This is a genomic window from Streptomyces sp. NPDC004065 (assembly GCF_044903565.1).
In the GTDB taxonomy this organism is placed as follows: Bacteria; Actinomycetota; Actinomycetes; order Streptomycetales; family Streptomycetaceae; genus Streptomyces.
The window spans coordinates 137643-161549 of sequence record NZ_JBJDQT010000007.1 but is presented as its reverse complement, the minus strand read 5'-3'; the positions used below and the strand labels follow the sequence as shown (position 1 = coordinate 161549).

At 75.1% G+C, this 23907-nt stretch carries 20 protein-coding genes and 1 pseudogene; 9 read left to right on the top strand and 12 right to left on the bottom strand.

All coding sequences use genetic code 11. The annotated features are described in order from the left end of the window. Positions 1–89: 89 nt before the first annotated feature. A complete protein-coding gene (locus ACI2LW_RS11370) occupies positions 90–500 on the bottom strand; it encodes a CoA-binding protein (RefSeq protein ID WP_404730948.1) in 411 nt (136 codons plus the stop codon). Positions 501–705: 205 nt separating this feature from the next. Between ACI2LW_RS11370 and ACI2LW_RS11365 the strand changes: the two genes are divergently transcribed. The 6 genes and pseudogenes from ACI2LW_RS11365 to ACI2LW_RS11340 all read left to right on the top strand — a co-directional run. Further along, the gene (locus ACI2LW_RS11365; protein WP_404730947.1) at positions 706–1542 is read left to right on the top strand and encodes a hypothetical protein; all 837 of its coding nucleotides are present in this window, start codon (positions 706–708) and stop codon (positions 1540–1542) included. Beyond that, positions 1539–2081 carry a SixA phosphatase family protein gene (locus ACI2LW_RS11360; RefSeq protein ID WP_404730946.1) on the top strand — a complete coding sequence of 181 codons (543 nt, stop codon included), beginning with the start codon at positions 1539–1541 and terminating at the stop codon, positions 2079–2081. Before ACI2LW_RS11365 ends, ACI2LW_RS11360 begins: the two co-directional genes overlap by 4 nt. Positions 2082–2242: 161 nt before the next feature. After that, a complete protein-coding gene (locus ACI2LW_RS11355; RefSeq protein WP_404730945.1) occupies positions 2243–2869 on the top strand; it encodes a YigZ family protein in 627 nt (208 codons plus the stop codon). A gap of 107 nt (positions 2870–2976) precedes the next feature. Beyond that, positions 2977–4140: an exonuclease SbcCD subunit D gene (locus ACI2LW_RS11350; protein ID WP_404730944.1), complete on the top strand. Its 1164-nt coding sequence runs from the start codon at positions 2977–2979 to the stop codon at positions 4138–4140. A 235-nt stretch (positions 4141–4375) separates the two neighbouring features. Further along, positions 4376–7363, top strand: a complete 2988-nt coding sequence (locus tag ACI2LW_RS11345) for an AAA family ATPase (RefSeq protein ID WP_404730943.1) — start codon at positions 4376–4378, stop codon at positions 7361–7363. 308 nt (positions 7364–7671) lie between these two features. Then, positions 7672–7980 (top strand): annotated as a pseudogene (locus tag ACI2LW_RS11340) (rhodanese-like domain-containing protein); the annotation flags it as partial. A gap of 96 nt (positions 7981–8076) precedes the next feature. Here ACI2LW_RS11340 and ACI2LW_RS11335 read toward each other — a convergent pair. Continuing rightward, positions 8077–9768, bottom strand: a complete 1692-nt coding sequence (locus tag ACI2LW_RS11335; RefSeq protein WP_404730942.1) for a DUF885 domain-containing protein — start codon at positions 9766–9768, stop codon at positions 8077–8079. Positions 9769–9889: 121 nt separating this feature from the next. After that, positions 9890–10396: an Lrp/AsnC family transcriptional regulator gene (locus ACI2LW_RS11330; RefSeq protein WP_404730941.1), complete on the bottom strand. Its 507-nt coding sequence runs from the start codon at positions 10394–10396 to the stop codon at positions 9890–9892. A gap of 59 nt (positions 10397–10455) precedes the next feature. Here ACI2LW_RS11330 and ACI2LW_RS11325 point away from each other — a divergent pair, with 59 nt between their 5' ends. Beyond that, on the top strand, positions 10456–11673 hold the full coding sequence (locus ACI2LW_RS11325) for a trans-sulfuration enzyme family protein (RefSeq protein ID WP_404730940.1): 1218 nt from the start codon (positions 10456–10458) through the stop codon (positions 11671–11673). Positions 11674–12242: 569 nt separating this feature from the next. Here the strand turns inward: ACI2LW_RS11325 and ACI2LW_RS11320 are convergent. Further along, entirely contained in the window at positions 12243–13703 is a 1461-nt protein-coding gene (locus tag ACI2LW_RS11320; RefSeq protein WP_404730939.1) for a GNAT family N-acetyltransferase, read from the bottom strand. 310 nt (positions 13704–14013) lie between these two features. Then, positions 14014–14853, bottom strand: coding sequence for an alpha/beta fold hydrolase (locus ACI2LW_RS11315; protein ID WP_404730938.1), 840 nt, complete (start codon positions 14851–14853; stop codon positions 14014–14016). Between the two features lie 314 nt (positions 14854–15167). On the opposite strand from ACI2LW_RS11315, the gene ACI2LW_RS11310 reads away from it, so the two are divergent. Continuing rightward, positions 15168–15929 carry a GntR family transcriptional regulator gene (locus tag ACI2LW_RS11310; protein WP_404730937.1) on the top strand — a complete coding sequence of 254 codons (762 nt, stop codon included), beginning with the start codon at positions 15168–15170 and terminating at the stop codon, positions 15927–15929. 101 nt (positions 15930–16030) lie between these two features. Here the strand turns inward: ACI2LW_RS11310 and ACI2LW_RS11305 are convergent, their stop codons facing one another. Further along, positions 16031–17188: an ROK family transcriptional regulator gene (locus ACI2LW_RS11305; protein WP_404730936.1), complete on the bottom strand. Its 1158-nt coding sequence runs from the start codon at positions 17186–17188 to the stop codon at positions 16031–16033. A gap of 120 nt (positions 17189–17308) precedes the next feature. On the opposite strand from ACI2LW_RS11305, the gene ACI2LW_RS11300 reads away from it, so the two are divergent. Next, a complete protein-coding gene (locus ACI2LW_RS11300) occupies positions 17309–17752 on the top strand; it encodes a hypothetical protein (protein ID WP_404730935.1) in 444 nt (147 codons plus the stop codon). A gap of 11 nt (positions 17753–17763) precedes the next feature. On the opposite strand, the gene mug is transcribed toward ACI2LW_RS11300, so the two are convergent. The 6 genes from mug to ACI2LW_RS11270 form a co-directional block, all read right to left on the bottom strand. Then, positions 17764–18321 carry a G/U mismatch-specific DNA glycosylase gene (gene mug / locus ACI2LW_RS11295; protein WP_404731006.1) on the bottom strand — a complete coding sequence of 186 codons (558 nt, stop codon included), beginning with the start codon at positions 18319–18321 and terminating at the stop codon, positions 17764–17766. Further along, on the bottom strand, positions 18318–19760 hold the full coding sequence (gene purB, locus ACI2LW_RS11290; RefSeq protein ID WP_404730934.1) for an adenylosuccinate lyase: 1443 nt from the start codon (positions 19758–19760) through the stop codon (positions 18318–18320). Before purB ends, mug begins: the two co-directional genes overlap by 4 nt. Before the next feature lie 89 nt (positions 19761–19849). Continuing rightward, a complete protein-coding gene (locus ACI2LW_RS11285; RefSeq protein WP_404730933.1) occupies positions 19850–20629 on the bottom strand; it encodes an SGNH/GDSL hydrolase family protein in 780 nt (259 codons plus the stop codon). A 157-nt stretch (positions 20630–20786) separates the two neighbouring features. Next, on the bottom strand, positions 20787–21800 hold the full coding sequence (locus ACI2LW_RS11280; protein ID WP_404730932.1) for a hemolysin family protein: 1014 nt from the start codon (positions 21798–21800) through the stop codon (positions 20787–20789). After that, positions 21797–23224 carry a hemolysin family protein gene (locus tag ACI2LW_RS11275; RefSeq protein WP_404730931.1) on the bottom strand — a complete coding sequence of 476 codons (1428 nt, stop codon included), beginning with the start codon at positions 23222–23224 and terminating at the stop codon, positions 21797–21799. The genes ACI2LW_RS11280 and ACI2LW_RS11275 overlap by 4 nt, the downstream gene beginning before the upstream one ends. Positions 23225–23411: 187 nt before the next feature. Beyond that, the gene (locus ACI2LW_RS11270; protein ID WP_404730930.1) at positions 23412–23837 is read right to left on the bottom strand and encodes a GNAT family N-acetyltransferase; all 426 of its coding nucleotides are present in this window, start codon (positions 23835–23837) and stop codon (positions 23412–23414) included. Between the last annotated feature and the right edge of the window lie 70 nt (positions 23838–23907).

Below are 23907 nucleotides of genomic sequence, written 5' to 3'. Positions count from 1 at the left end.
TTATGACGGCGTCCCGTCAGCGCGTCAGCCCGTCGGCCCGTCAGCCCGTCAGCCCGTCAGCCCGTCGGCCCGTCGGCGGACGACAGGCGTCACCTCAGGCGGGGGATCTCGATCGCGGGGCAGCGGTCCATGACCATCTCCAGACCCGCCGCACGGGTGCGGTCGAAGGCCGCCTCGTCGACCACGCCGAGCTGGAACCACACCGCCTTGGCGCCCTTGGCGACCGCCTCGTCGGCGACCTGACCGGCCAGGTCGCTGTTGACGAAGACGTCGACCACGTCCACGTCGAAGGGGATGTCCGCGAGGGAGGCGTAGCCCTGCTCGCCGTGCACGGTCTCCGCCTTGGGATGCACGGGGACCACGCGCTTGCCGAAGCGCTGGAGCACCTGGGCGACGCCGTACGCCGCCCGCCCCCGGTTGGACGACAGGCCCACCACGGCCCATGTGTCGCCGAGTTCGGTCAGGATCTTCCGGATCGCCGCCGGATCGCCGTACTCCACTGTCCCGTCTCCTCGTGTCTCGGGGAACCGCTCGCGTCTGGGGCAACTGCTGGTGCGTCGGGCAACTGCTCGTGCGTCGGAGAACTGCTCGCGCACTGCGGCAACAGCGCGATCCGGCGGCCGATTCCCGCGCCCGGCGGCGCCACCCTGTCCGGAATGCGCGCACCTGCCTGCGCACGGCCCTCCGGCCGCCTACGCTCGGGCCGTGCTGCGCATCATCGACGCCCGAACCGGCCACCCCGTGGACGCCGCTCCGGCCCGCCGTGGCCTGACCCGCATCGAGGCGCACGCCTCGGGCTTCGACGCCTCGGGGCTGCGCGTGCTCCTGGTCGCCGATCTGCTCGTGCGCGCCCTGGAACTGGGCGGCACACCGGTGTGGGCCCTGCTGACCGGCGAGCGGGACCAGGCGGAGCTGCGGGCCGGCGCCGAGGCCCTCGGCGTGCGGCCCTTCGAGGACAGCCGCGACCTCGGCGCCGCACTGGGCGAGGCGCAGGTCGTGCGGGTGACGGGGGAGCCGGCGGTCCCGGACGGTGCCGGGGGAGCCGGTCCCGGTGGTGTCGGTTCCGGTGGCGGCGGGCCGCGCGGCGTGGTGTCCCAGGGCGGCCGGTCCGCTGGTACCGACGCCGAGGCCGAGGCCGAGGGCGTCCGGGTCGCGGTCGCGCCCGTCGAGGCCGCGGTGCCCGTCGTTCCCGCGGCCCTGGACGACCCGGCCGTCCTGCGCCTGGCCCTCCTCGGCCATCGCCGCACCCGGCCCGTACGACTCGACGAGCACGCGCTGGACGAGGCCGGCCGGGCCCTCGCCCGCTGGCGCCGCGCGGTCGCCGACTGGGCCCGGCGGCCCTCGCGGCCGGTCCCCGACGAGGTGCGCGGGCGGCTGCGCGGCGCATGGGAGGACGATCTGGACATGCCGGCGGTGCTGCGGGTGCTCGAATGGGTCGCCGCCCGGCCGGACCTGGCGGACGGCGCCCGCTTCGAGACCTACGCCTACGCCGACCGTCTGCTCGGTTTGGACCTCACCCGCGACCTGGGACGGACGCCGTGATCGCCCGCGCGGGGGCCGGTCCGCTGCGGCGGCTGGTGGTGCTGCGGCACGCCAAGTCGGCCCGTCCCGAGGGCGTCGCCGACCACGAGCGCCCGCTCGCCCCCCGTGGCCGTCGCGACGCGCCCGCCGCGGGCCGCGCGCTCGCCGAGGCCGACTGCCTGCCGGACCTCGCGCTGTGCTCCACCGCCCTGCGCGCCCGCCAGACCTGGGAACTGGCCTCGGCCCAGTGGGGCACCCCGCCCGCGGTGCGGTACGACACCCGTCTCTACGCCGCCGGCGCGGCGGACCTGCTGGCCGTCGTGCGGGAGGCGCCGCCCGAGGCGGGCACGCTGCTGCTGGTCGGGCACAACCCCGGACTGGAGGAGCTGGTGCTGGAGCTGGCCGGGGACGGCCTGGGCGACGCGCTGGACCGGCTCCGGACGAAGTTCCCGACCTCCGCGATCGCCGTCCTCGCCTGGCACGGCCCCGGCTGGCAGGCCCTCGCCCCCGGCGCCGCTCTGCTCACCCAGCTGACCGTGCCCAGGGGCGGCAAGCACTGACCCCGGCCGCGACCATCGCCGCCGCCACCGCCACCGGTGCCCGCCGCCCGTGGGGGTTCCCGCCACCGCCGCGCCGTCCCGCGGCGTGCCTGGGTACTTCGCCCGGGAGCTCCCGGTACCTCGCGTGGGAGCTCCCGGGGGCGTGCGCATAGGCTGGCCGGATGCAGGACGAGTACCGCACGGTCGCCCGCGCTGGCGTGCACGAGACCGAGATCAACCGCTCCCGCTTCCTGTGCGCCCTCGCCCCGGCCGCCACCGAGCGGGAGGCGCAGGACTTCATCGCCTCGGTCCGCAAGGAGCACGCCGACGCCACGCACAACTGCTGGGCCTACGTCATCGGCGCCGACGCCGGCATCCAGAAGGCCAGCGACGACGGAGAGCCCGGCGGCACGGCCGGCGTCCCGATGCTGCAGATGCTCCTGCGCCGCGACATGCGGTACGTGGTCGCCGTCGTCACCCGCTACTACGGCGGCGTCAAGCTCGGCGCCGGCGGGCTCATCCGGGCCTACGGCGGTGCGGTCGGCGAGGCCCTCGACGCGCTCGGCACCCGTACGCGCCGGCGGTTCCGGCTGGCCACGGTCACCGTCGACCACCAGCGGGCCGGCAAGCTGCAGAACGACCTCCGGGCGACCGGCCGGGAGGTGCGCGACGTGCGGTACGGGGAGTCCGTCACCATCGAGATCGGCCTGCCGGACGCCGAGGTGGAGGCCTTCCGGGCCTGGCTGGCGGACGCCACGGCCGGGACCGCCGGGTTCGAACCGGGCGGCGAGGCCTACGGCGACGCATGACATAACGGACATCGGCGGATCGATCGCCCCTGGACGGGCCGGTCGTGACGGCCGGTACGGGAGTAACCGTCCGTGATGTCGGACCCGGCCGATAGGCTTCGGGGATCATGAGGCTGCTGCACACTTCCGACTGGCACCTGGGCCGGGCGTTCCACCGCGTGAACATGCTCGGCGCCCAGGCCGAGTTCATCGCGCACCTCGTCGCCACCGTGCGGGAGCGCGAGGTCGACGCGGTGGTCGTGTCGGGAGACGTGTACGACCGCGCGGTGCCCCCGCTGGCCGCGGTCGAGCTGTTCGACGACGCCCTGCACCGCCTCGCCGCCCTCGGCGTGCCCACGGTGATGATCTCCGGCAACCACGACTCCGCCCGCCGCCTCGGAGTCGGCGCCGGACTCATCGACCGGGCGGGCATCCATCTGCGCACCGAACCGGCCGCGTGCGGGACGCCCGTGGTGCTGCGGGACGCCCACGGCGAGGTCGCCTTCTACGGACTGCCCTACCTGGAACCGGCCCTGGTCAGGGACGAGTTCGCGGTCGACCGGGCGGCCCACGAGACGGTGCTGGCCGCCGCCATGGACCGGGTGCGCGCGGACCTCGCCGCCCGGCCGCCCGGCACCCGTTCCGTCGTCCTCGCGCACGCCTTCGTCACCGGCGGACAGCCCAGCGACAGCGAACGCGACATCACCGTCGGCGGGGTGGCCTCGGTGCCCGCGGGCGTCTTCGACGGCGTCGACTACGCCGCCCTGGGCCATCTGCACGGCTGCCAGACCATCACCGAGCGCGTGCGCTACTCCGGCTCCCCGCTGCCGTACTCCTTCTCCGAGGCCGGCCACCGCAAGACCATGTGGCTCGTCGACCTCGGCGCCGACGGCTCCGTGACGGCCGAGCGTGTCGACTGCCCCGTGCCGAGACCGCTGGCCCGCATCCGGGGCAGGCTGGAGGACCTGCTCGCCGACCCCGGCCTCGCCCGGCACCAGGAGGCGTGGGTCGAGGCCACGCTCACCGACCCGGCCCGACCCGCGGAGCCGATGGCCCGGCTCGCCGAGCGCTTCCCGCACGTGCTGAGCCTCGTCTTCGAACCCGAGCGGGCCCCCGGCGACCCGGACCTGTCCTACGCCCGCCGCCTGGCCGGCCGCGGCGACCAGCAGATCGCGGAGGACTTCGTGTCCCATGTGCGCGGCACCGCACCCGACACTCACGAACAGGCCGTGCTGCGCGAGGCGTTCGACGCGGTGCGCGCCGACGAGGCGGCACAGGAGGTGGCCCGGTGAGCGCCCGGCGGACCCCGGCCGCGGCGACGGGCCCGTACGACGGCGTACGGCGCACGGGCGGCGGACGGGACCCGCGCGGCGCGTCCACGCGCCGCCCGGGCCCCGAGCACGGCGGGGGACGGGACCCGCGCGGCGCCTTCCGGGGTCCGGGCGGCGGCGCGAACGGCGGCGCGGGCGCGGCACGCGGGCCGGCGGCGCCCGGGGCGCGGGCCCCGCACGGCACGGGGGTAGACCAGTGAGGCTGCACCGGCTCGACATCACCGCCTTCGGGCCGTTCGGCGGTTCGCAGCGCGTCGACTTCGACGCGCTGTCGGCGGCCGGGCTGTTCCTCCTGCACGGCCCGACCGGGGCCGGCAAGACCTCCGTGCTCGACGCGGTCTGCTACGCCCTGTACGGCTCGGTGCCCGGGCCCCGGCAGACCGGCCAGGGGCTCACCCTGCGCAGCGACCACGCCGCCGCCGACACCCGCACCCAGGTCACCCTGGATTTCACCGTCGCCGGACGGCGGCTGGAGATCACCCGGCAGCCGCCCTGGGAGCGCCCCAAGCGGCGGGGCACGGGCACCACCGTGGACAAGGCCCAGAGCCTGCTGCGCGAGTATGACCCGGTGGCCGGCGCCTGGAAGGACCTCAGCCGCTCGCACCAGGAGATCGGCGAGGAGATCACCCAGTTGCTCGGCATGAGCCGCGAGCAGTTCTGCCAGGTCGTGCTGCTGCCCCAGGGAGACTTCGCGCGCTTTCTGCGCGCCGACGCCGAGGCCCGCGGCAAACTGCTCGGCCGCCTCTTCGACACCCGCCGCTTCGCCGAGGTCGAAAAGCGCCTCGCCGAACGCAGACGGGCCGCCGAGGCCCGGGTGCGCGAGGGGGACGAGGCGCTGCTCGCCGACGCGCACCGCATGCAGCAGGCCGCGGGCGGCGCCATGGAGCCGCCCGGGCTGTCACCCGGCGAACCGGGACTCGCCCAGGCCGTCCTCACCGCGGCGGCCGTCGCCCGCAGCACCGCCCGCGAACAGCTCGCGGTCGCCGAGAGCCGGCTGGCGGCCGCCGAGTCCGCCCGCGCCGCCGCCGGACGCACCCTGAGCGAGATACGCGAGGTCGCCCGGCTCCAGCGCCGGTTCGCGGAGGCCCAGGAGCGGGCCGCGCTGCTGGAGGAGGACGCCGGCGTCCTCCGTGAGGCACGGGAGCGCATGGAACGGGGACGCAAGGCGGAAGCGGTCGCCCCGGCCCTCGAACTGCGCCGCACCACCGAGGCGGAGCACCGCCGCGCGACCGAGGCCGAGGCACGCGCGCGTGCCGTGCTGCCGGAGGCCCTCGCCGACGCCGGCGCCGCCGGACTCGCCGCCGCCGCGCGCCGCGCCGCCGAGGAACTGGGCGGACTGGAGTCGGCCCGCCGGGCCGAGCAGCGCCTGGCCGCCCTGGCCGCCGAGCGGGCCGACGTGGACCGGCAGGAACGCGCCGACGCGGAGGTCCTCCAGGACACCGAGGCCTGGCTGGCCGAGTGGGAGTCGGCCAGACCGGCGCTGCAGGCCCGGATCGAGTCGGCGCAGGACGCCGCCACCCGGGCCGAACAGCTCGCCGTGCGGCGCGAACCCGCCGAACAGCGGCTCGCCGCCGCCCGGCAGCGCGACCGGCTGAGCGGGCAGGCCGAGGAGGCCCGGCAGCGGGCCCTGCGCTCCGCCGAGCGCGCCGTGGCCGCCCGGGACCGCTGGCTCCGCCTGAAGGAGCAGCGCCTGGCCGGCATCGCCGCCGAACTGGCCACCGGCCTCGTGGACGGAGAGCCCTGCGCCGTCTGCGGCGCCACCGAGCACCCCGCACCCGCACGCCGGGTGGCCGGCCACGTCGACCGCGCGGCGGAGGAGCAGGCCCTGACCGAGTGTCAGCGGGCCGAGGAGCGGCGCGCCGAGGACGAGCGCCGCCTCGGCGCGGTCCGCGAGGCCCTGGCCGCCGCCCGCGCCGAGGCCGGTGACGCGCCCACCGCCCGGCTCGCCGAGGAGGCCGCCGAACTGGAGCGGCAACTCGCGGACGCGCGCCGTGCGGCCGCCGCGCTGCACGCGGCCCAGGAGGAGCTGCGCCGCGCCGAGCAGGAGCGCGAACGCCGGCTCGCCGTGCGCCGCGACGCCGAGGTCAGAACCGCCTCCCGGGTCACCCGCAGGGAGGCCCTGGACCGGGAACGGGCCGCGCTGGAGACCGAGCTGGCCGAGGCCCGGGGCGTCGCCCGCACCGTGGCCGAGCGCGCCGCGCAACTGGAGGAGCAAGTCGCCCGGCTCACCGAGGCGGCCGACGCCGCGCGTGCCGCCGAGGACAGCGCCGTACGGCTCAAGGACGCCGACGGACGGCTCGCCGAGGCCGCGTTCCGCGCCGGGTTCGACACCCCCGGGGCCGCGGCCGCCGCCCTCCTCGACGACCGGACCCACCGCGAGTTGCAGCACCTCCTGGACGCCCGGCAGTCCGAGGAGGCCGCCGTGCGCGCGGTGCTCGCCGAGGCCGACACCAGGGCGGCCGCGCAGCGCCCGCCCGCCGACCTCGCGGCGGCCGAGGCGGCGGCCGGGGCCGCGGACCGGCGGCTGCGCGAGGCCGCCTCCGCCCGCGACGCCGCCGCCCGCCGCTGCGCCGAACTCGACCGGCTCTCCGCGCGCGCGGCCGCCGGCGTACGGCGGCTGGCACCCCTGCGCGAGGAGTACGACCGCGTGGCCCGCCTCGCCGGTCTCGCCGCGGGCACCTCGGCCGACAACGAGCGCAAGATGCGCCTGGAGTCCTACGTCCTCGCGGCCCGCCTGGAACAGGTGGCCGCCGCCGCGACCGCCCGGCTGCGGCGCATGTCGTCCGGCCGCTACACCCTGGTCCACTCCGACGACCGCACCGGGCGCGGCCGCAGCGGCCTCGGACTGCACGTCGTCGACGCCTGGACCGGACGGGAGCGCGACACGGCGACGCTGTCGGGCGGCGAGACCTTCTTCGCCTCCCTCGCACTCGCCCTCGGACTCGCCGACGTCGTCACCGACGAGGCCGGCGGGGTGCGACTGGACACCCTCTTCATCGACGAGGGGTTCGGCAGCCTCGACGACCAGACCCTCGACGAGGTCCTCGACGTGCTCGACTCGCTGCGCGAACGGGACCGCAGCGTGGGCATCGTCAGCCACGTCCCCGATCTGCGGCGCCGGATCCATGCCCAGCTGGAGGTGGTGAAGGGGAGAGGGGGGTCGACGCTGCGGCTCCGCTCCTGATGCGAGTACGAGCCGCGCCAGTCGACGGCGTCCGGGTCGCATGGGACGCTCGAAGTTTGCTCGTTGCCTCCCTGACAGTCGGCCATGCCGTGGCGAGTCGGCCTGTCCGATCAGGCGTCACAGCTCTGGTCCATCGACCGGGAGCATTTCGCCGATCAGGATGAGCGGCGGCATTTCCATTCGCTTCGCAGTCGCCGGTTGCGGGTGCCTCAGAGACATGTCAGGACGCAGGGCGAGCGTATCGGGCCAGTCGTCCAAGTGATCGGCGCCATGCACGATGACGTCGTCCCGGTCGACATCTGCCGTTCACCGAGGAGTGGGACCAGGGGCACGTCCCGGGCGCGGTCCACCTGCCGACCGCGCGGATCCCCGAACTGGCGGCGACCCTGCTCGACCCATCGGTCCCCGTCGTCACCTACTGCTGGGGGCCGGGCTGCGACGGGGCCTCCCGTGCCGCGCTCGCCCTCGCCGGACTCGGCCACCGTGTCAAGGAGATGCTGGGCGGCTTCGAGTACTGGGTGCGCGAGGGTCTCCCGTACGAGACCCGTGAGGGCGAGCGGCGGCTTACCGCCGACCCGCTGACGGTACCGGTGGAAGGCGACGACTGCGGCTGCTGAACCGCCCCCCGGGGACGGTCTCGGCCGGACCGCCTCCGGGGACGGTCACGGCCGGACCGCCCTCGGGCGGTCACGGCCCGGCCGCCCCGGGTCAGGTCACAGCCGTGAGAGCTCGTCGACCAGGTCGTCCAGGCCCAGGGACCCCTGGGACAGGGCCGCCATGTGCCACGCCTTGGCGTCGAACGCGTCGCCGTGCCGCCGCCTGGCGTTCTCCCGGCCCAGCAGCCAGGCGCGTTCGCCCAGCTTGTAGCCGATCGCCTGGCCCGGCATCGAGAGGTAGCGGATCAGCTCGCTGGCCACGAAGTCCGCGGGACGGCTGCTGTAGGAGCCGAAGAACTCCCCGGCCAGCTCCGGCGTCCAGCGCTCACCGGGGTGGAACGGCGAGTCCGCGGGGATCTCCAGCTCCAGGTGCATGCCGATGTCGATGATCACGCGGACCGCGCGCATCATCTGCGCGTCCAGGTAACCGAGCCGCCGCTCGGGGTCGGTGAGGAAGCCCAGTTCGTCCATGAGGCGCTCCGCGTACAGCGCCCACCCCTCGGCGTTGGCGCTGACGATGCCCACGGTGGCCTGGTAGCGGGAGAGGTCGTCCGCCACGTGCGCCCACTGGGCCAGCTGGAGGTGGTGGCCGGGGACACCCTCGTGGTACCAGGTCGACACCAGGTCGTACACCGGGAAGCGGGTCAGGCCCATGGTCGGCAGCCAGGTACGGCCCGGCCGGGAGAAGTCGGCCGAGGGCGCCGTGTAGTACGGGGCGGCGGCGCCGCCGGGCGGGGCGATGCGCGACTCCACCTTCCGTACCCGCTCGGCCAGCTCGAAGTGCGTGCCGTCCAGCGCCTCGATCGCCTCGTCCATCAGGCCCTGCAGCCACGCCCGGACCTCGTCGACGCCCTCGATGTGCGTGCCGTGCTCGTCGAGGTGGGCGAGCGCCACCCACGGCGTCGCGGCGCCGGGCAGGATCTTCCCGGCCTCCTCGCGCATCTCGCCGAGCAGACGGTGGAACTCCGCCCAGCCGTAGGCGTACGCCTCGTCCAGGTCCAGGTCGGTGCCGTTGAAGTAGCGCGAGAAGCGGGCGTAGCGCTCGCGGCCGACCGTGTCGGGGGCGCCCTCCACCGCGGGCGCGTACACCTCGCGCATCCAGTCCCGCAGCTCGGCGACCGCCGCGGTCGCCGTGCGGGCCGCCTCGTCGAGTTCCGTGCGCAGCGACTCGGGGCCGGCGGCGGCGAAGTCCTCGAACCAGCCCCGGCCCCGGCCGTCCGTGTCCGCCCACTCGGTGAGCTGCCCCACGAACGTCTCGGTGGCGCGCGGGCCCCCGTACAGCTTGCGCTCCAGCCCGGCGGCCAGGGACTCGCGGTAGCCGAGCAGCGCGTCCGGCACGGCGCGCAGCCGCTCGGCGATCGCCGCCCAGTCCTCGTCCGTCTCGGCCGGGGTGATGGTGAACACCTCGCGCACCGAGTGCACCGGGCTGTGGATGTTGCTCACCACCCGCAGGCCCTCCTCGGCCTCGTGCACGGCCAGCTCCGCGGTGAGCCTCTCACGGAGCAGGCGCGCGCAGCGGCGCTCGATGTCGCTGTCCGCGCCCGGCGCACGCTCGGCCTCGTCCAGCCGGGCGAGCGTACGGCGCGCCAGCTCCGCGACCGCCTCCTGCCCCGCGGGCGAGGTGTCGGGCAGCCTGCCGGAACTCTCCTTGACGCCGAGATACGTGCCGGTGACCGGATCGAGGGCGATGAGTTCGTCGACGTAGGCGTCGGCGACCTGACGGGGCAGTAGGTTCCTGGTGTCTGACATGCGGACCATCCTCGTACGGGAACCGCGGCGCCGTCAGCCCGCTTTTCCCGCGCGAGCCCGCTTTTCCCGCGCGAGCCCGCTTTTCCCGCGCGAGGCGGCTTTCCCGCGCGAGGCGGCGGGATCACTCCGACTTCGCCGGGAGCGTTCCCGGCTGCGCCCCGGGCGGCAGCAGCGGACCGCAGTCCCACTGCTGGAAGATCAGCCGTGTCTCCACCCGGGCCACCTCCCGCCGGGCCGTGAACTCGTCCAGCACCAGCCGCTGCAGATCCGCCATGTCCGCCACCGCGACATGCACGAGGTAGTCGTCCGGCCCGGTCAGGTGGAACACCGTCCGCGACTCCGGCAGCGCCCGGATGCGGTCCACGAACGGCCCCACCAGCTCCCGCCGGTGCGGCCGGACCTGCACCGACAGCAGCGCCTCGAGGCCCCGGCCGAGCTTGGCGGGGTCGAGCCGCAGCTGATGGCCGAGGATGACGCCGCTGCGGCGCAGCCTCGTCACCCGGTCCAGGCAGGTCGAGGGAGCGACCCCGACCTGGGCGGCGAGATCGCGGTAGGTGGTCCGGGCGTCGTTCTGCAGCAGGCGCAGCAGATGCAGATCCACCGGATCCAGTACGACGGATTCGGCCATGGCCCGAACGTAACACGGACTTGTGCGCCGGTGACCCGGCCGCTGTTCACCCTTCCGCCATGGACACGCCCCTGGACCCAGGCAGCACGCCCGCGCACGACGACGTGCGCACCGTACCCAGAGCACTGGCCACCGAGGCCGTGCACGCCGGCCGCGACGACCTCGCCCGGCAGGGACTGCACGCCCCGCCGATCGATCTGTCCACCACCTACCCCTCCTACGACAGCCGTGCCGAGGCCGCGCGGATCGACGCCTTCGCCACCGACGGCGCCGAACCCGGGGACACCCCGGTCTACGCCCGGCTGGGCAACCCGACCGTGGCCCGCTTCGAGACCGCCCTGGCCCGGCTGGAGGGCACCGAGTCGGCGGTCGCCTTCGCCAGCGGCATGGCCGCCCTGAGCGCGGTCCTGCTGGCCCGGTCCGCCATGGGCCTGCGGCACGTGGTGGCCGTCCGGCCCCTGTACGGGTGCAGCGACCACCTGCTGACCGCGGGGCTGCTCGGCACCGAGGTCACCTGGACCGACCCGGCCGGCATCGCCGACGCGCTGCGGCCGGACACCGGGCTGGTGATGGTCGAGACCCCGGCCAACCCGACGCTGGCCGAGATCGACCTGCGGGCCGTCGCCCACGCCTGCGGCTCCGTCCCGCTGCTCGTCGACAACACCTTCGCCACCCCCGTGCTGCAGCGGCCCGCCGAGCACGGCGCGCGGCTGGTGCTGCACAGCGCCACCAAGTACCTGGGCGGCCACGGCGATGTGATGGCGGGCGTGGTGGCCTGTGACGAGGAGTTCGCCGGGCGGCTGCGCCAGATCCGCTTCGCGACCGGCGGTGTCCTCCACCCGCTGGCCGGCTATCTGCTGCTGCGTGGCCTGTCCACCCTGCCGGTACGGGTCCGTGCGGCCTCCGCGACCGCCGCGGAACTCGCCGCCCGGCTCGCGGCCGACCCGCGGATCGCCCGCGTCCACTACCCGCGCATCGGCGGCGCGATGGTCGCCTTCGAGGTGCACGGCGACCCGCACGCCGTCATCGGCGGCGTCCGGCTGATCACCCCGGCGGTCAGCCTCGGCAGCGTCGACACCCTGATCCAGCACCCGGCCTCCATCAGCCACCGCATCGTCGACGCGGAGGACCGGCGCGGCGCCGGGGTCAGTGACCGGCTGCTGCGGATGTCCGTGGCGCTCGAGGACGTCGAGGACCTGTGGGCGGACCTGGACGGCGCGCTGCGGGAGCGGTCGGAGCCGCCGGCGGTCAGGGGCCTGCACGAGGCGATGAGCTGAGCGGAGCACGAGCACGAGCACGTACGGTGCGGGGCCCGGCGCGGTACGTACGGTGCGGGGCCCGGCACGGCCACGCCGGGCCCGCGCCGGACTGTCGCCGGGGCCGTGCCGGGCTGCTGCCGGCCCCGCGCCGGACTGTCGCCTGGTCGCGCCGGGCCCCGCACCGAGCTGTCGCCGGGTTGCTGCCGGGCCTGCGCCGGCTGTCGCCAGCCTGCGCCGGGTTGCTGCCGGGTCGCGCCGGGCTGTCGCCGGGTTGCTGCCGGCCCGCGCCGGGCTGTCCTCGGGCTGCTGTCGGGTCGCGCCGGGCTGTCGCCGGGCCCGCAGCGGGCTGTCGCCGGGCCCGCGCCGGGCTGTCGCCGGGCCCGCGCCGGGCTGTCGCCGGGCCCGCGCCGGGCTGTCGCCGGGCCCGCAGCGGGCTGCCGCCGGGCCCGCGCCGGGCTGCCGCCGGCCCCGCGCCGGGCTGCCGCCGGGCCTCGCACGGGGGTGCCAAGTCGGCACCGGGTGCTCACCGTGCCGCCTGCCGCACCGCCCGCCCCCGCGGGGCCGCCCGCCCGCGGGGCCGGCCGGCCTCAGTCCCGCGGGCCGGACCGGTTCAGCCGCCCCTGCCCGCCGTCGTACGGCGGCCTGGAGGCCACCGGGGTCGCGTCCAGCCGGGCCGTGATCACCAGCGTGCCCTCCTCGATCTGGTAGTCGAGCGGCAGGCCCAGGCCGCGCATGGCGGCGACCATGCCGGTGTTCGACGCCCGCGTCACGGCGTATACGCTCTCGCAGCCCGCCTCGACGGCCATGCCGACCAGCCGGCGCAGCAGCTCCGAGCCGATGCCCCGCCGCTGCCACTCGTCCTCGACGAGCAGGGCGACCTCCGTCTCGTCGCCGTCCCACAGCAGATGGCCGAGGCCGATGATCCGGCCCGAGGCGCTGTGCACGGCGAGGGTCCGGCCGAACCGGGGGCTGAGCAGGTGGTTCAGATAGCGGTCGGCGTCGGTGACCGGCCCGTGGTAGCGCATGTCGAGCGTGCGCGCCGAGCACCGGTCGTGCATCCGCCGGGCCGCCGGCACATCACCGGTGTCCGCCCGGCGCACGGTGATCGCGTTCCCCTCGGGCAGCGTCAGCACGTCCTGGCCGCGCGGCACCCGCGGACCCAGCCGGGTGTCCAGTTCGACCAGGGCCCGGGCGCGGGCGAACTCGGTGGGCGTGAAGGGCAGGTACGGCCGCTCCACGGTGATCACTCCGCCCTCCGGGGCGGGCAGCCGCAGCACCGTGTCCTCGAGCGTTCCCCCGTCGGGCACGGTGGGGCCGTGGCCGCCGCCCGCCGGGCGGGCGGGCAGCGAGCGGATGGTGCACCGGCCGAGCAACTGCCGCAGCGCCAGCGGCAGTTCCGCGGCGTCCAGCGCCGTGCGGGTGGCCAGCCCCAGGACCCGGGTGGGCGCGTCCACCAGGTCGTGCGTGTCGGCCCGTTCGATCCAGGTGTCGGCGCCGCCGGCCAGGGAGACCGCCCCGGTGATCCCGGAGCCGTCGAGTCCGGCGGGCGCGCGCAGCAGGAACTCGTCCACCGTGCCCTCGGCCAGCGGATGCGTCTGCAGGCTCAGGATGTCGATCCGCCGCTCGGCCAGCGCCGCGCACAGCGCCGCCAGCGAGCCCGGCTCGTCCCGCACCGTCGTCCGCATCCGCCACAGCGCGCCCGCCGCCGCCCCCCGCGGTGCCGCCGGGCCGTCGGGCGCCGGGCCGGTGGCGGGCCGCCCGGCCCGCCGCCGCAGTGCGGCGAGCGGCCGGGCGCCGGTATCGCTCGCGGGCGGTGCGTGGCCGTGGTGCCGTGCCCACCAGGTGTGGAACGCGGCCGTGGCGACGAGCGCCATCGCCGAGATCACCAGCAGGGCCGGGCCGTCGGGCCCGTGCCCGATCAGGTTGGCCACCGCGTCCGCCACCGCGACGGCCGTGAACAGGGCGGCCAGTTCCACCACGTCCCGCCGCCAGTGGTGGACGGGGCGACCGTGCTTCGCACGCGTCACATCAGACAGTTCTCGAGTCATGCAGCCACTGTGAAGGAACCGTGTTGCGTGATCACGAACGCCCTGTGACCCCTCGGTAAAGCATGGTTCGGCGGCTTCCGCGCGTCTTGCTTGCTCTGTCGCCGTCCCCTCGGCGGGGCGGGCGGCCCGTGCACCGCCCCGCACCGCCCTTCACCGCCCCGCGCCGTTCCCGGGGCTTCCTGACGCCGAGTCACCAGGTCGCACCGGTACGGCCGGCGGCGGTCGGCGCGGCCACCGCCCCGTGCCGCGCACCCGGGGATGACGCGGACGCGCGGCACAGGAGCGGCCACGGGAGAAGAGAGTACGGGACCTACTGCCCGGCCCGGCTGCCGTCGAGGATGACCCGGGCGACCAGCGCCGGGTCGTCGTTCATCGGGACGTGGCCGCAGCCGGGCAGGCGCACCAGCCGGGCCCGCGGGATGATCAGCTTGGCGCGGACGCCCTGCCGGCGCACCAGGATGCGGTCCCGCGTCCCCCAGGCCACGGTGACCGGGATGTGCGGGATGTCGTCCGTGAAGAGGACGTCGACGCCGGCCCGCAGGGTCTCCTCGAACCCGGTCGCCCCAGCGAGGGCGAGCGTCTCGGCGACCACGGCCTGCGGTGAACGGCGGCCGGGGCGGGCGTAGATGGTGCTCGTCAGGACGGTGCGCCCGGCCGCCGTCCGCGAGAGCCGCTCGACCACCGGCAGCGGCGCGCGCCGGGCGATCCCGCGCATCGTCTGCAGCACGCCGAACGCGTACCGCCGCTCCGCCTGGGTCCAGAACCCGGCCGGGGACAAGGCGGTGACGGACCGTACGAGCTTCTCGCGGCCCAGCTCCAGCGCCAGCAGGCCGCCCAGGGAGTTGCCCGCGACATGCGGCCGCTCGATCTCCAGTGCCTCGCACAGGGCGCCCAGGGTCGCGTTCATCGTCGGCAGGTCGTGCCGCAGCCCGTCGGGCAGCGCGGGGGAGGCGCCGAAGCCCGGCAGGTCCACGGCGATCACGTCCCGCTCGGCGGCGAGGAGGTGCACCACCGGGTCCCAGGCCTGCCGGTGGTGACCGATGCCGTGCAGCAGGAGCAGCGGCTCACCGCTGCCCACGCGTGCGTAGGACAGGGTCACCGTGCGCGGGCCGTGCGCGGAGGGGACCTTGAAGGAGACGGTGGCGGACATGAGTGCTCCTCGTCGGGAATTCGCTGACGGACGCCTGCTGGACAGCTTGTCAGCAATTGCTACCGGCGGGTAGCCCCTGGATCGGTCCGCGTGCCGTTCCACCGTGGCCGGGTCGTGCCGTGGTGTCACGAACATGGCGTCGCGCGAACGCTTCGTGAACGCCGCGCGGCGCCTCCCCGGCGCGCCGCCGAAGGGTCGGAGGATTGGTCTTGACCAAGGGTGGGGGCCGCCTTATCGTCGCAGATAAGTAAAACAACCTTTAATAAACAAGGGCGTGAAAACGCCGCCGGACCACGGCGATTGCGGAGGACAGGGTGGGGACGACGCAGCTGGAAACGGTGCCGGAGCCCAAGTACTGGCATCTCAGGACCGTGCTCAGTGAGGCACTGGACTCCGAGTTCTCGGTCGGCGAGATCCTGCCCAACGAGCGGGAGCTGGCCGCACGCTTCGGCGTGGCCCGGGCCACCCTGCGCCAGGCCCTGGAGCAGCTGGAGCTGGAGGGCAGGCTGCAGCGCCGCCGCGGGGTCGGGACCACCGTCGCCCCGCCGCGCGTGGGAGTGGCCGTCGGCACCGAGCAGCACATCTGGCCCGGCGCCGCCGGTGACGCCTGGCAGCCCGTGGACTGCGCCCAGGCCGTCGCCCCGGCCGCGGTCGCCGAGGCACTGGGGACCGGCCGCGAGGAGCCCGTGCACATCGTGCGCCGCTCCCGGGTCAGCCACGGCCAGCCGGTCGCGGCGGAGCTGCTCTACATTCCCGCCTCGTCCGTGCCCGACCTGACCGCCATCGACGCCCCGTCCGGACCGGCACGCGCGCGTGCCGTGCTGCGCGAACTGCAGCGCCTCGAGCTGGAGGGCGAGGAGCGCACCGTCGAGCTGGGCTCGGCGCGTGCGGACGACGCCAAGGAGCTCGACCGGCTGCCCGGCGCGCCCGTCCTCGTGGTGACGACCCGCTTCCTCGCCGGGGGCCGCACCGCCGCGCTCTCCGTCGCCACGTACCGCGCCGACACCTGCCGGCTCACCTTCGGCGACTCCGGCCGCGTGGAGATCCACCACGGTCCCGAGCGCCAGGCGTCCTAGACGCCTCCCGGCGCACGGCCCGCGCGCGCCATCAGCGGCGGGCCGTCACCGGGTCCCTGCCTGCCGTCAGCGGCGCGCCGTCACCGTGCCCGTGCGTGCCGTCAGCGGCGCGCCGTCACCGTGCCCTCGACCGCGAACAGTTGCTCCTCCACGTGGTCGAGGGCCAGCCGCAGCGCCCCCGTGGCCACGGCCGCCTCGCCCAGCAGCGACAGGGTCACCTCCGGCGGCCGCAGGCAGTAGCGGGCCAGTTCGCGCCGCAGCGGCTCCAGTACGCCGTCCAGGCCCGCCGCCCAGCCGCCGATGACCACCAGCTCCGGGTCCAGCGCCAGCACCAGCGCCGCCACGTCGTGGACGAGCCGCTGGATGAAGCGCTCCACGGCCGCGCGGGCCCGCCGGTCGCCCTCGCGGGCCAGTTTGAACACCTCGGCCACCGCCTGCTCGTCCAGGGGGTGCAGCGGCCGGTCGGTCGTCGACAGCAGGGTCTCGGGCGTGACCTCGCGGCCCAGCAGGTGCAGCGCGCCGATCTCGCCTGCGGCTCCGCCGTAGCCGCGGTGCAGCCGGCCGCCGATCAGGGAACCGGCGCCCGGGCTCAGTCCGGCCAGCACGAAGACCACGTCGTCGGACTCGGTGGCGGCGCCCTTCCAGTGCTCGGCGACCGCCGCCGCGTTGGCGTCGTTCTCCACCAGCACCGGGCACTTGAAGGAACGGCTCAGCCGTTCGCCCAGGTGCAGACCTGTCCAGCCGGGCAGCGCCGTGCCCAGCCGCACGGTGCCGTCCGCCTCCACGATCCCGGGCGTGCCCACCCCGACGGCCCGCAGGGAGCTGCGGGGGACACCGGCCCGGCGCAGCAGTTCGGCGACGGCCGTGCGCAGCCGCTCCAGCCGCTCGTCCGCCTCCACCGTCTCGTCCACGTCCTTGGCCTGGGCGCCGAGCACCCGGCCGTCCAGGTCGGCCAGCAGCGCGGCGACCCGGTGCGCGCCGATCTCCAGCCCCAGCAGGTGCCCGGCCTCGGCACGGAACCTGAACCGGCGCGCGGGCCGCCCCTGCCGCCGGGCGGCCCCCTCCTCGGCGGCCTTCTCCACGACGAGGCCGGCCGCGATGAGGTCCTCGACGACGCCCTCGACGGTGGGCCGGGACAGTCCCGTCACCCGGGTGATCTCCGTGAGCGTGGCGCAGTCCGTGGCACGCATCGCGTGCAGCACCACCGCGGAATTGATCCTTCGCAGCAGCGAGGGATCCCCGCCGGTAAGCCGCCCCACCGTCCGTCCTCCCAGCTCGTGCGCGTGTGGGGCGGATCGTACTCGGCGCCGGCCGGGGCAGCGAGTGCGGGACGCCTGACGCACCGCCACATGTCAGTGGTGCCCGGTTTACTGGACCGCATGGACATCGCGAAGGCTCTCGCCGTCATAGACCGGCTGTGCTCCGGGGAGTTCCCCGCCGAGCGCGCCAGGACGGACGTCGGCACGGCCGGACCCGGTTACGCCGTGGCCGAGTTGGAGACCAGCGAGGACTTCTGGGAGGACGACGGCACCCGGCGGGAGGAGACCGAGGAGCAGTACGCGTGCGACCGGGACGGACTGGGGGAGCGGCTGACCCGGCGGTGGGGGCCGCCGCAGGCGTTCAGCCTGTACAGCGTGTTCGAGCGGACCACCCGCGGCGAGCACGTCGACGAGCCCTGGGCCTCGTTGAGCGCCCATGTGCCGGACGTGCGGCTGTGGCGGTCCGGGGAGACCGGCCGGTGGATAGCCCTGGGCGTCTCGCAGTGGGACAGGGAGCTGCCGTTCCAGCTGCTGGCGGTCGTCACCGACACCGACCCGCCGTGACGTCCCGCCCGCTACGGCGCCCGGCCGGCCCCCGCCGCCTCGCGCAGCCGGGCGAACTCCTCGGCCATCGTCGCGGCCGTCCAGTGCGCGTTCAGCCCGCTCGGATTGGGCAGCACCCACAGGCGTGTGTCGCCGATCGTCCGTTCCTGCGGGCCCACTTGGGCCCCGCGGTCGTCGAACGCCGCCCGGTACGCGGTGACCCCGAGCACGGCCAGCCACCCCGGCCGCAGCCGCGCCACCTTCAGGGCCAGCAGCCGCCCGCCCTCCCGGTACTCCCGCGGGGTCAGTTCACCGGCCCTCGCGGACGGCCGCGCCACGACGTTGGTGATGCCCAGCCCGTACGAGAGCAGTTCTCCCTGCTCAGACGGGTGCAGCAGGCGCGGGGTGAAGCCGGACCGGTGCAGGACCGGCCAGAAGCGGTTGCCGGGGCGGGCGAAGTGGTGGCCGGTCCCCGCCGTCATCAGGCCGGGGTTGATCCCGCAGAACAGCACGCGGAGGCCGTCCGCGACCACGTCGGGTACGAGACGGTCGCGGGCGGCCTCGAGCTCGGCCGGGGTGAAGCGGGTCAGAGGATCGCCCCCGGGGCGTACTCCGCGGCGGCCGGGTGCCGCTTGACGATTTCCTCGATACGGCCGACGACCGCGCCGACCTGGTCGGCCGCCGCGCCGGTGAACGACAGCTTGTCGGCCATGAGCCGGTCCAGCTCCGCGCGGTCGAGCGGCAGCCGCTCGTCGGCGGCGAGCTTGTCGAGCAGGTCGTTGCGGTCCGCGCCCTGCTCGCGCATCGCCAGGGCGGTCGCCACCGCGTTCTCCTTGATCGCCTCGTGGGCGACCTCCCGGCCCACCCCGGCGCGCACCGCGCCCATCAGCACCTTGGTGGTGGCCAGGAAGGGCAGATAGCGGTCCAGTTCGCGGGCGATCACCGCGGGGAAGGCGCCGAACTCGTCCAGCACCGTCAGGAACGTCTCCAGCAGGCCGTCCAGGGCGAAGAACGCGTCCGGCAGTGCCACCCGGCGCACCACCGAGCAGGACACGTCGCCCTCGTTCCACTGGTCGCCGGCCAGCTCGCCGGTCATCGAGGCGTAGCCGCGCAGGATCACCATGAGGCCGTTGACGCGCTCGCAGGAGCGGGTGTTCATCTTGTGCGGCATCGCCGAGGAGCCCACCTGCCCCGGCTTGAAGCCCTCGGTGACCAGCTCGTGCCCGGCCATCAGCCGGATCGTCTTCGCCAGCGAGGAGGGGGCCGCCGCCAGCTGCACCAGCGCGGTGACGACCTCGTAGTCCAGGGAGCGCGGGTACACCTGGCCGACCGACGTGAACACCTGGGAGAAGCCGAGGTGGCCGGCGATGCGCCGCTCCAGCTCCGCCAGCCGGGAGGCGTCGCCGCCGAGCAGGTCCAGCATGTCCTGCGCCGTGCCGACCGGGCCCTTGATGCCGCGCAGCGGGTAGCGGCCGAGCAGCTCCTCGACCCTGCCGTACGCCACGAGCAGTTCGTCGGCGGCGGTGGCGAACCGCTTGCCGAGGGTGGTCGCCTGCGCGGCCACGTTGTGGGAGCGGCCGGCCATGACCAGCTCGGCGTACTCGGCGGCCAGGCGGCCCAGGCGCGCCAGGACGGCCACTGTGCGGTCCCGCATCAGCTCCAGGGAGAGCCGGATCTGCAGCTGCTCGACGTTCTCGGTGAGGTCGCGGGAGGTCATGCCCTTGTGCACGTGCTCGTGCCCGGCGAGGTCGTTGAACTCCTCGATCCGCGCCTTCACGTCGTGCCGGGTGACCTTCTCGCGCTCGGCGATGGAGGCCAGGTCGACGGTGTCGAGGACGCGCTCGTAGTCGGCGATCGCCTCGTCCGGGACCTCGATCCCGAGGTCCTTCTGGGCGCGCAGCACGGCGAGCCAGAGCTGCCGCTCGAGCCTCACCTTGTGCTCGGGCGACCAGAGCGTGGCCAGCTCGGTGGAGGCGTAGCGTCCGGCGAGGACGTTCGGGATACGGGGCTTGGCGGGCGCAGAAGTCACGTGTACGGATTCTACTGGCGAATCATGCAGGCCGGTGCCACCAGGTCGTTCGTCGGAACCTACGAGACGACCGCCGGCGGCGACACGCCTCAGGCCGGGTCCTCGTAGGGCAGCAGGTCGGGCCGCTTGGCCGGGCGGCCGTCCCCGGAGGAGCGGCCGGTCAGCCGCCGCCCTACCCACGGCAGCAGGTGCTGCCGGGCGAACCGGGCGTCCGCCAGCCGGCGGGCGGCCCAGCCGGGCGGCACGGTGGCCGGCACCGGCGTGTGCCAGTGCGGGTCCTCCGGCTCGTGGCCGAGCGCCTGCCACACCGCCTCCGCCACCCGGCGGTGCCCCTCGGCGGTCAGGTGCAGCCGGTCCACGTCCCACAGGCGCGGGTCGGCCAGCGACGGAGCGCCGTACAGGTCCACGACGACCGCGCCGTGCTTGTCCGCCAGTTCGTCGACGCAGGCGAACAGCGCCTCCATGCGCGGGCGGAAGCGCTCGAGGACCGGTCCCTGGCGGCCTGGGCTGCGCATCAGCACCAGCCGCCCGCAGGAGGGCGCCAGCCGCTCCACCGCCTCGGTCAGCAGGTCCCGCACCCGGCCCATGTCGCACTTGGGGCGCAGGGTGTCGTTGAGCCCGCCCACCAGGGTCACCACGTCGGCGCGCATGGCCGCGGCCACCCCGACCTGCTCGTCGACGATCTGTTGGATCAGCTTTCCGCGCACGGCCAGGTTGGCGTACCGGAAACCGGGGGTGCGGGCGGCCATCCGTGCCGCCAGGAGGTCCGCCCAGCCCCGGTAGGAGCCGTCGGGCAGCAGGTCCGACATGCCCTCGGTGAAGGAGTCGCCGACCGCGACCAGGCTGGTGTAGGGGGGATTCGTCTGCATGGCGTGAGTGATCGTACCTAAGGGACCGGACGCCATACCAACCGGTCGGTCGCCAGCCGGTCGGTCGCGGGTCCGGTCGGTCGCGGGTCCGGCCCACCGCGGTCGGGTCCGCGAACGCCCGTGTGTCACCCGCGTCTCGCGTCCGCGCTCGCGCCGCTCACACCGGCTGGCCGAACAGCTCCCGCAGTACGTCCGCCATGGTCACCAGCCCCGCCAGCCGCCCGTCCGCGCCGAGCACGGCCGCGACGTGCGTACGGCTGCCCCGCATCGCGGTGAGCACGTCGTCCAGCGGCGTGCTCTCGCGGACGCGGGCGATGGGCCGCATGTCGCGCAGCCGGAACGGCTCGTCGCGCGGCGTGGCGTCCAGCGCGTCCTTGACGTGCAGATAGCCGATGATCCGCCGCGCCTCGTCGACCACGGGGAAGCGGGAGAAGCCCGAGTCGGCCGACAGTCTCTCCAATTGTTCGGGGGTGACTCCCAGCCGGGCGTAGACGACCCGCTCCAGCGGGAGCACCACGTCCCGCACGGGCCGGCTGCCCAGCTCCAGCGCGTCGTGCAGCCGCTCCTGCGCCCGGTCGTCGATGAGCCCGGCCTCGCTGGCGTCCTTGACGATCTCGGCCAGCTCCGTGTCCGTGAACGTCGCCGAGACCTCGTCCTTCGCCTCCACCCGCAGCAGCCGGAGGAGTCCGTTGGCGAACGCGTTCACCGTGAAGATCACCGGCCGCAGGGCCCGGGACAGCGCGACCAGCGGCGGGCCGAGCAGCAGGGCGCTGCGCACCGGCTCGGCCAGCGCGATGTTCTTCGGCACCATCTCGCCGAGCAGCATGTGCAGATACGTCGCCAGCGTCAGCGCGATCACGAACGACACCGCGTGGCCCGCGCCCGACGGCACGCCCGCCGCGTGGAACACCGGCTCCAGCAGATGCGCGATGGCCGGCTCGGCCACGACACCGAGGACCAGCGTGCACAGCGTGATGCCGAGCTGCGCGGCCGCCAGCAGCGCGGAAACGTGCTCCAGCCCCCACAGCACGCTCCTGGCGCGCCGGTCGCCCTCCTCGGCGTACGGCTCGACCTGGCTGCGGCGCACCGAGATCAGCGCGAACTCGGCCGCCACGAAGAAGGCGTTGACGACCAGGGTCGCCAGTCCGATCAGGATCTGTACGGCGGTCACCGGCCGGCCCTCCGCTCCGCGTCCTCGCGTTCGCCGTGCCGTTCGGCCGCGCCGGCCCGGCGCTCCCGCCTCTGCTCCCGCTCCTGCGCCCGGGTCGCCCGCGCCGCGTGCGCCTCGTCGTCGAGCGGCGCGTGCAGCAGCACCCGCGCGGCCCGGCGTCCGCCGGAGTCCACCACGTCCAGCCGCCACCCGGCCACCTGAAGGATGTCGCCGGTCTCGGGGATACGGCCGAGCTCGGCGGCGACGAAACCGGCGAGCGTCTCGTACGGCCCCTCGGGCACCCGCAGTCCGACACGCGCCAGCTGGTCCACCCGCGCGGAGCCGTCGGCCGAGTACAGGGCGCGGCCCTCGGCGTCGGCCCCGGCCGGGGCGATGTCCGGCGTCTCGTGCGGGTCGTGCTCGTCGCGCACCTCGCCGACGACCTCCTCGACGATGTCCTCGAGGGTGGCCACGCCCGCCGTGCCCCCGTACTCGTCGATCACGACCGCCATGGTGCGCAGGCCGGACAGCCTGTCCAGCAGGCGGTCCACGGTCAGGGACTCGGGCACGAGCAGCGGCTCGCGCATGATCTCGGAGACGGGCAGCCGGATCCGGCGCTCGGCCGGGACCGCCAGCACGTCCTTGACGTGGGCCGTGCCGACCACCGAGTCCAGGGTGCCGCGGTAGACGGGGAAGCGGGACAGGCCGGTCGCCCGGGTGGCGTTGGCCACGTCCTCGCAGGTCGCCTGGGCGTCGAGCGCGACGACCTGGACGCGGGGGGTCATCACGTTCTCCGCGGTCAGGTCGGCCAGGTTGAGCGTCCGGACGAACAGCTCGGCGGTGTCCGCCTCCAGGGCGCCCTCCCTGGCGGAGTGCCGGGCCAGCGCCGCCAGCTCCTGGGGACCGCGCGCGGAGGCCAGTTCCTCGGCGGGCTCCACTCCGAGCCGGCGCACCACGCGGTTCGCGGCGTTGTTGAGGTGGGTGATGAAGGGCCGGAAGGCCGCGCTGAACCACCGCTGCGGCGTGGCCACCCGCCTGGCCACCGCCAGCGGCGAGGAGATCGCCCAGTTCTTCGGCACCAGCTCGCCGACGACCATCAGGAACACCGTGGACAGCGCCGTGCCCAGGACCAGGGCCACCGAGGTTGCCGCGGACCGGGAGAGGCCCAGCGCCTGCAGCGGCCCGGCGATCAGCTTGGCGATGGAGGGCTCGGCGAGCATGCCGACCACCAGATTGGTGACGGTGATGCCGAGCTGCGCCCCGGAGAGCTGGAAGGTCAGGTTCCGTACGGCCTTGAGGGCGCCCGCGGCGCCGCGTTCGCCGCGCTCGGCGGCCCGCTCCAGGGCGCCGCGGTCGACCGTGGTCAGCGAGAACTCGGCGGCGACGAAGGCGCCGCAGGCCAGGGACAGCAGCACCGCCACGAGCAGGAGGAGCACTTCGGTCATCGGGTCACCCCGTTGTCATCGTCCTGCGGACCGGAGGGGCGCGCGCGGTGGAGCTCACCGGGAGGCTCACCCATGGGCGGGGGCTCACAGCCTTTCATGGGGGACCGGGTGCTCCATCAAGGGTAAAGGATGGGCAAAGAACCGCTCGGGTGCCCGGCCGGACGGGCCTCGCCCGGGCGTCAGCCCGTCAGCCGGTGAGCGGCTTGACCCAGCGCCGCCACTGCTCCTCGGGCGCATAGCCCGCCGCCCGCCAGGCGTGGTGCGCCGTCTCGTTGCGGGTGAGGACCATGGCGTCGCCGCGCCGCCCGCCCAGCCGTACGAACCGCTCCTCGGCCGCTGCCAGCAGCGCCGAGCCGATGCCCTGGCGGCGCCGGCCGGGGTGCACCGCCAGCCGGTACAGATGGCAGCGCCAGCCGTCGAAGCCCGCGATCACCGTGCCCACCAGTGCGCCGTCCCGGTGGGCCAGCAGCAGGGCTCCCGGGTCACGGGTGACGAGCCGTTCCACGCCGTCCCGGTCGTCGCTGATGCTCGTGCCCTCCGCGGCCGTCCTCCAGAAGTCCAGCACCGTGTCGAGATCGCCGGTGGTCGCGGGGCGTATGCGCAGATCGGTCATGCGGTGATCACACCAGGACCGGGACCGGGACGGGCGGGATTCCACCATGCGGACACGGTGGCCCGTCGCC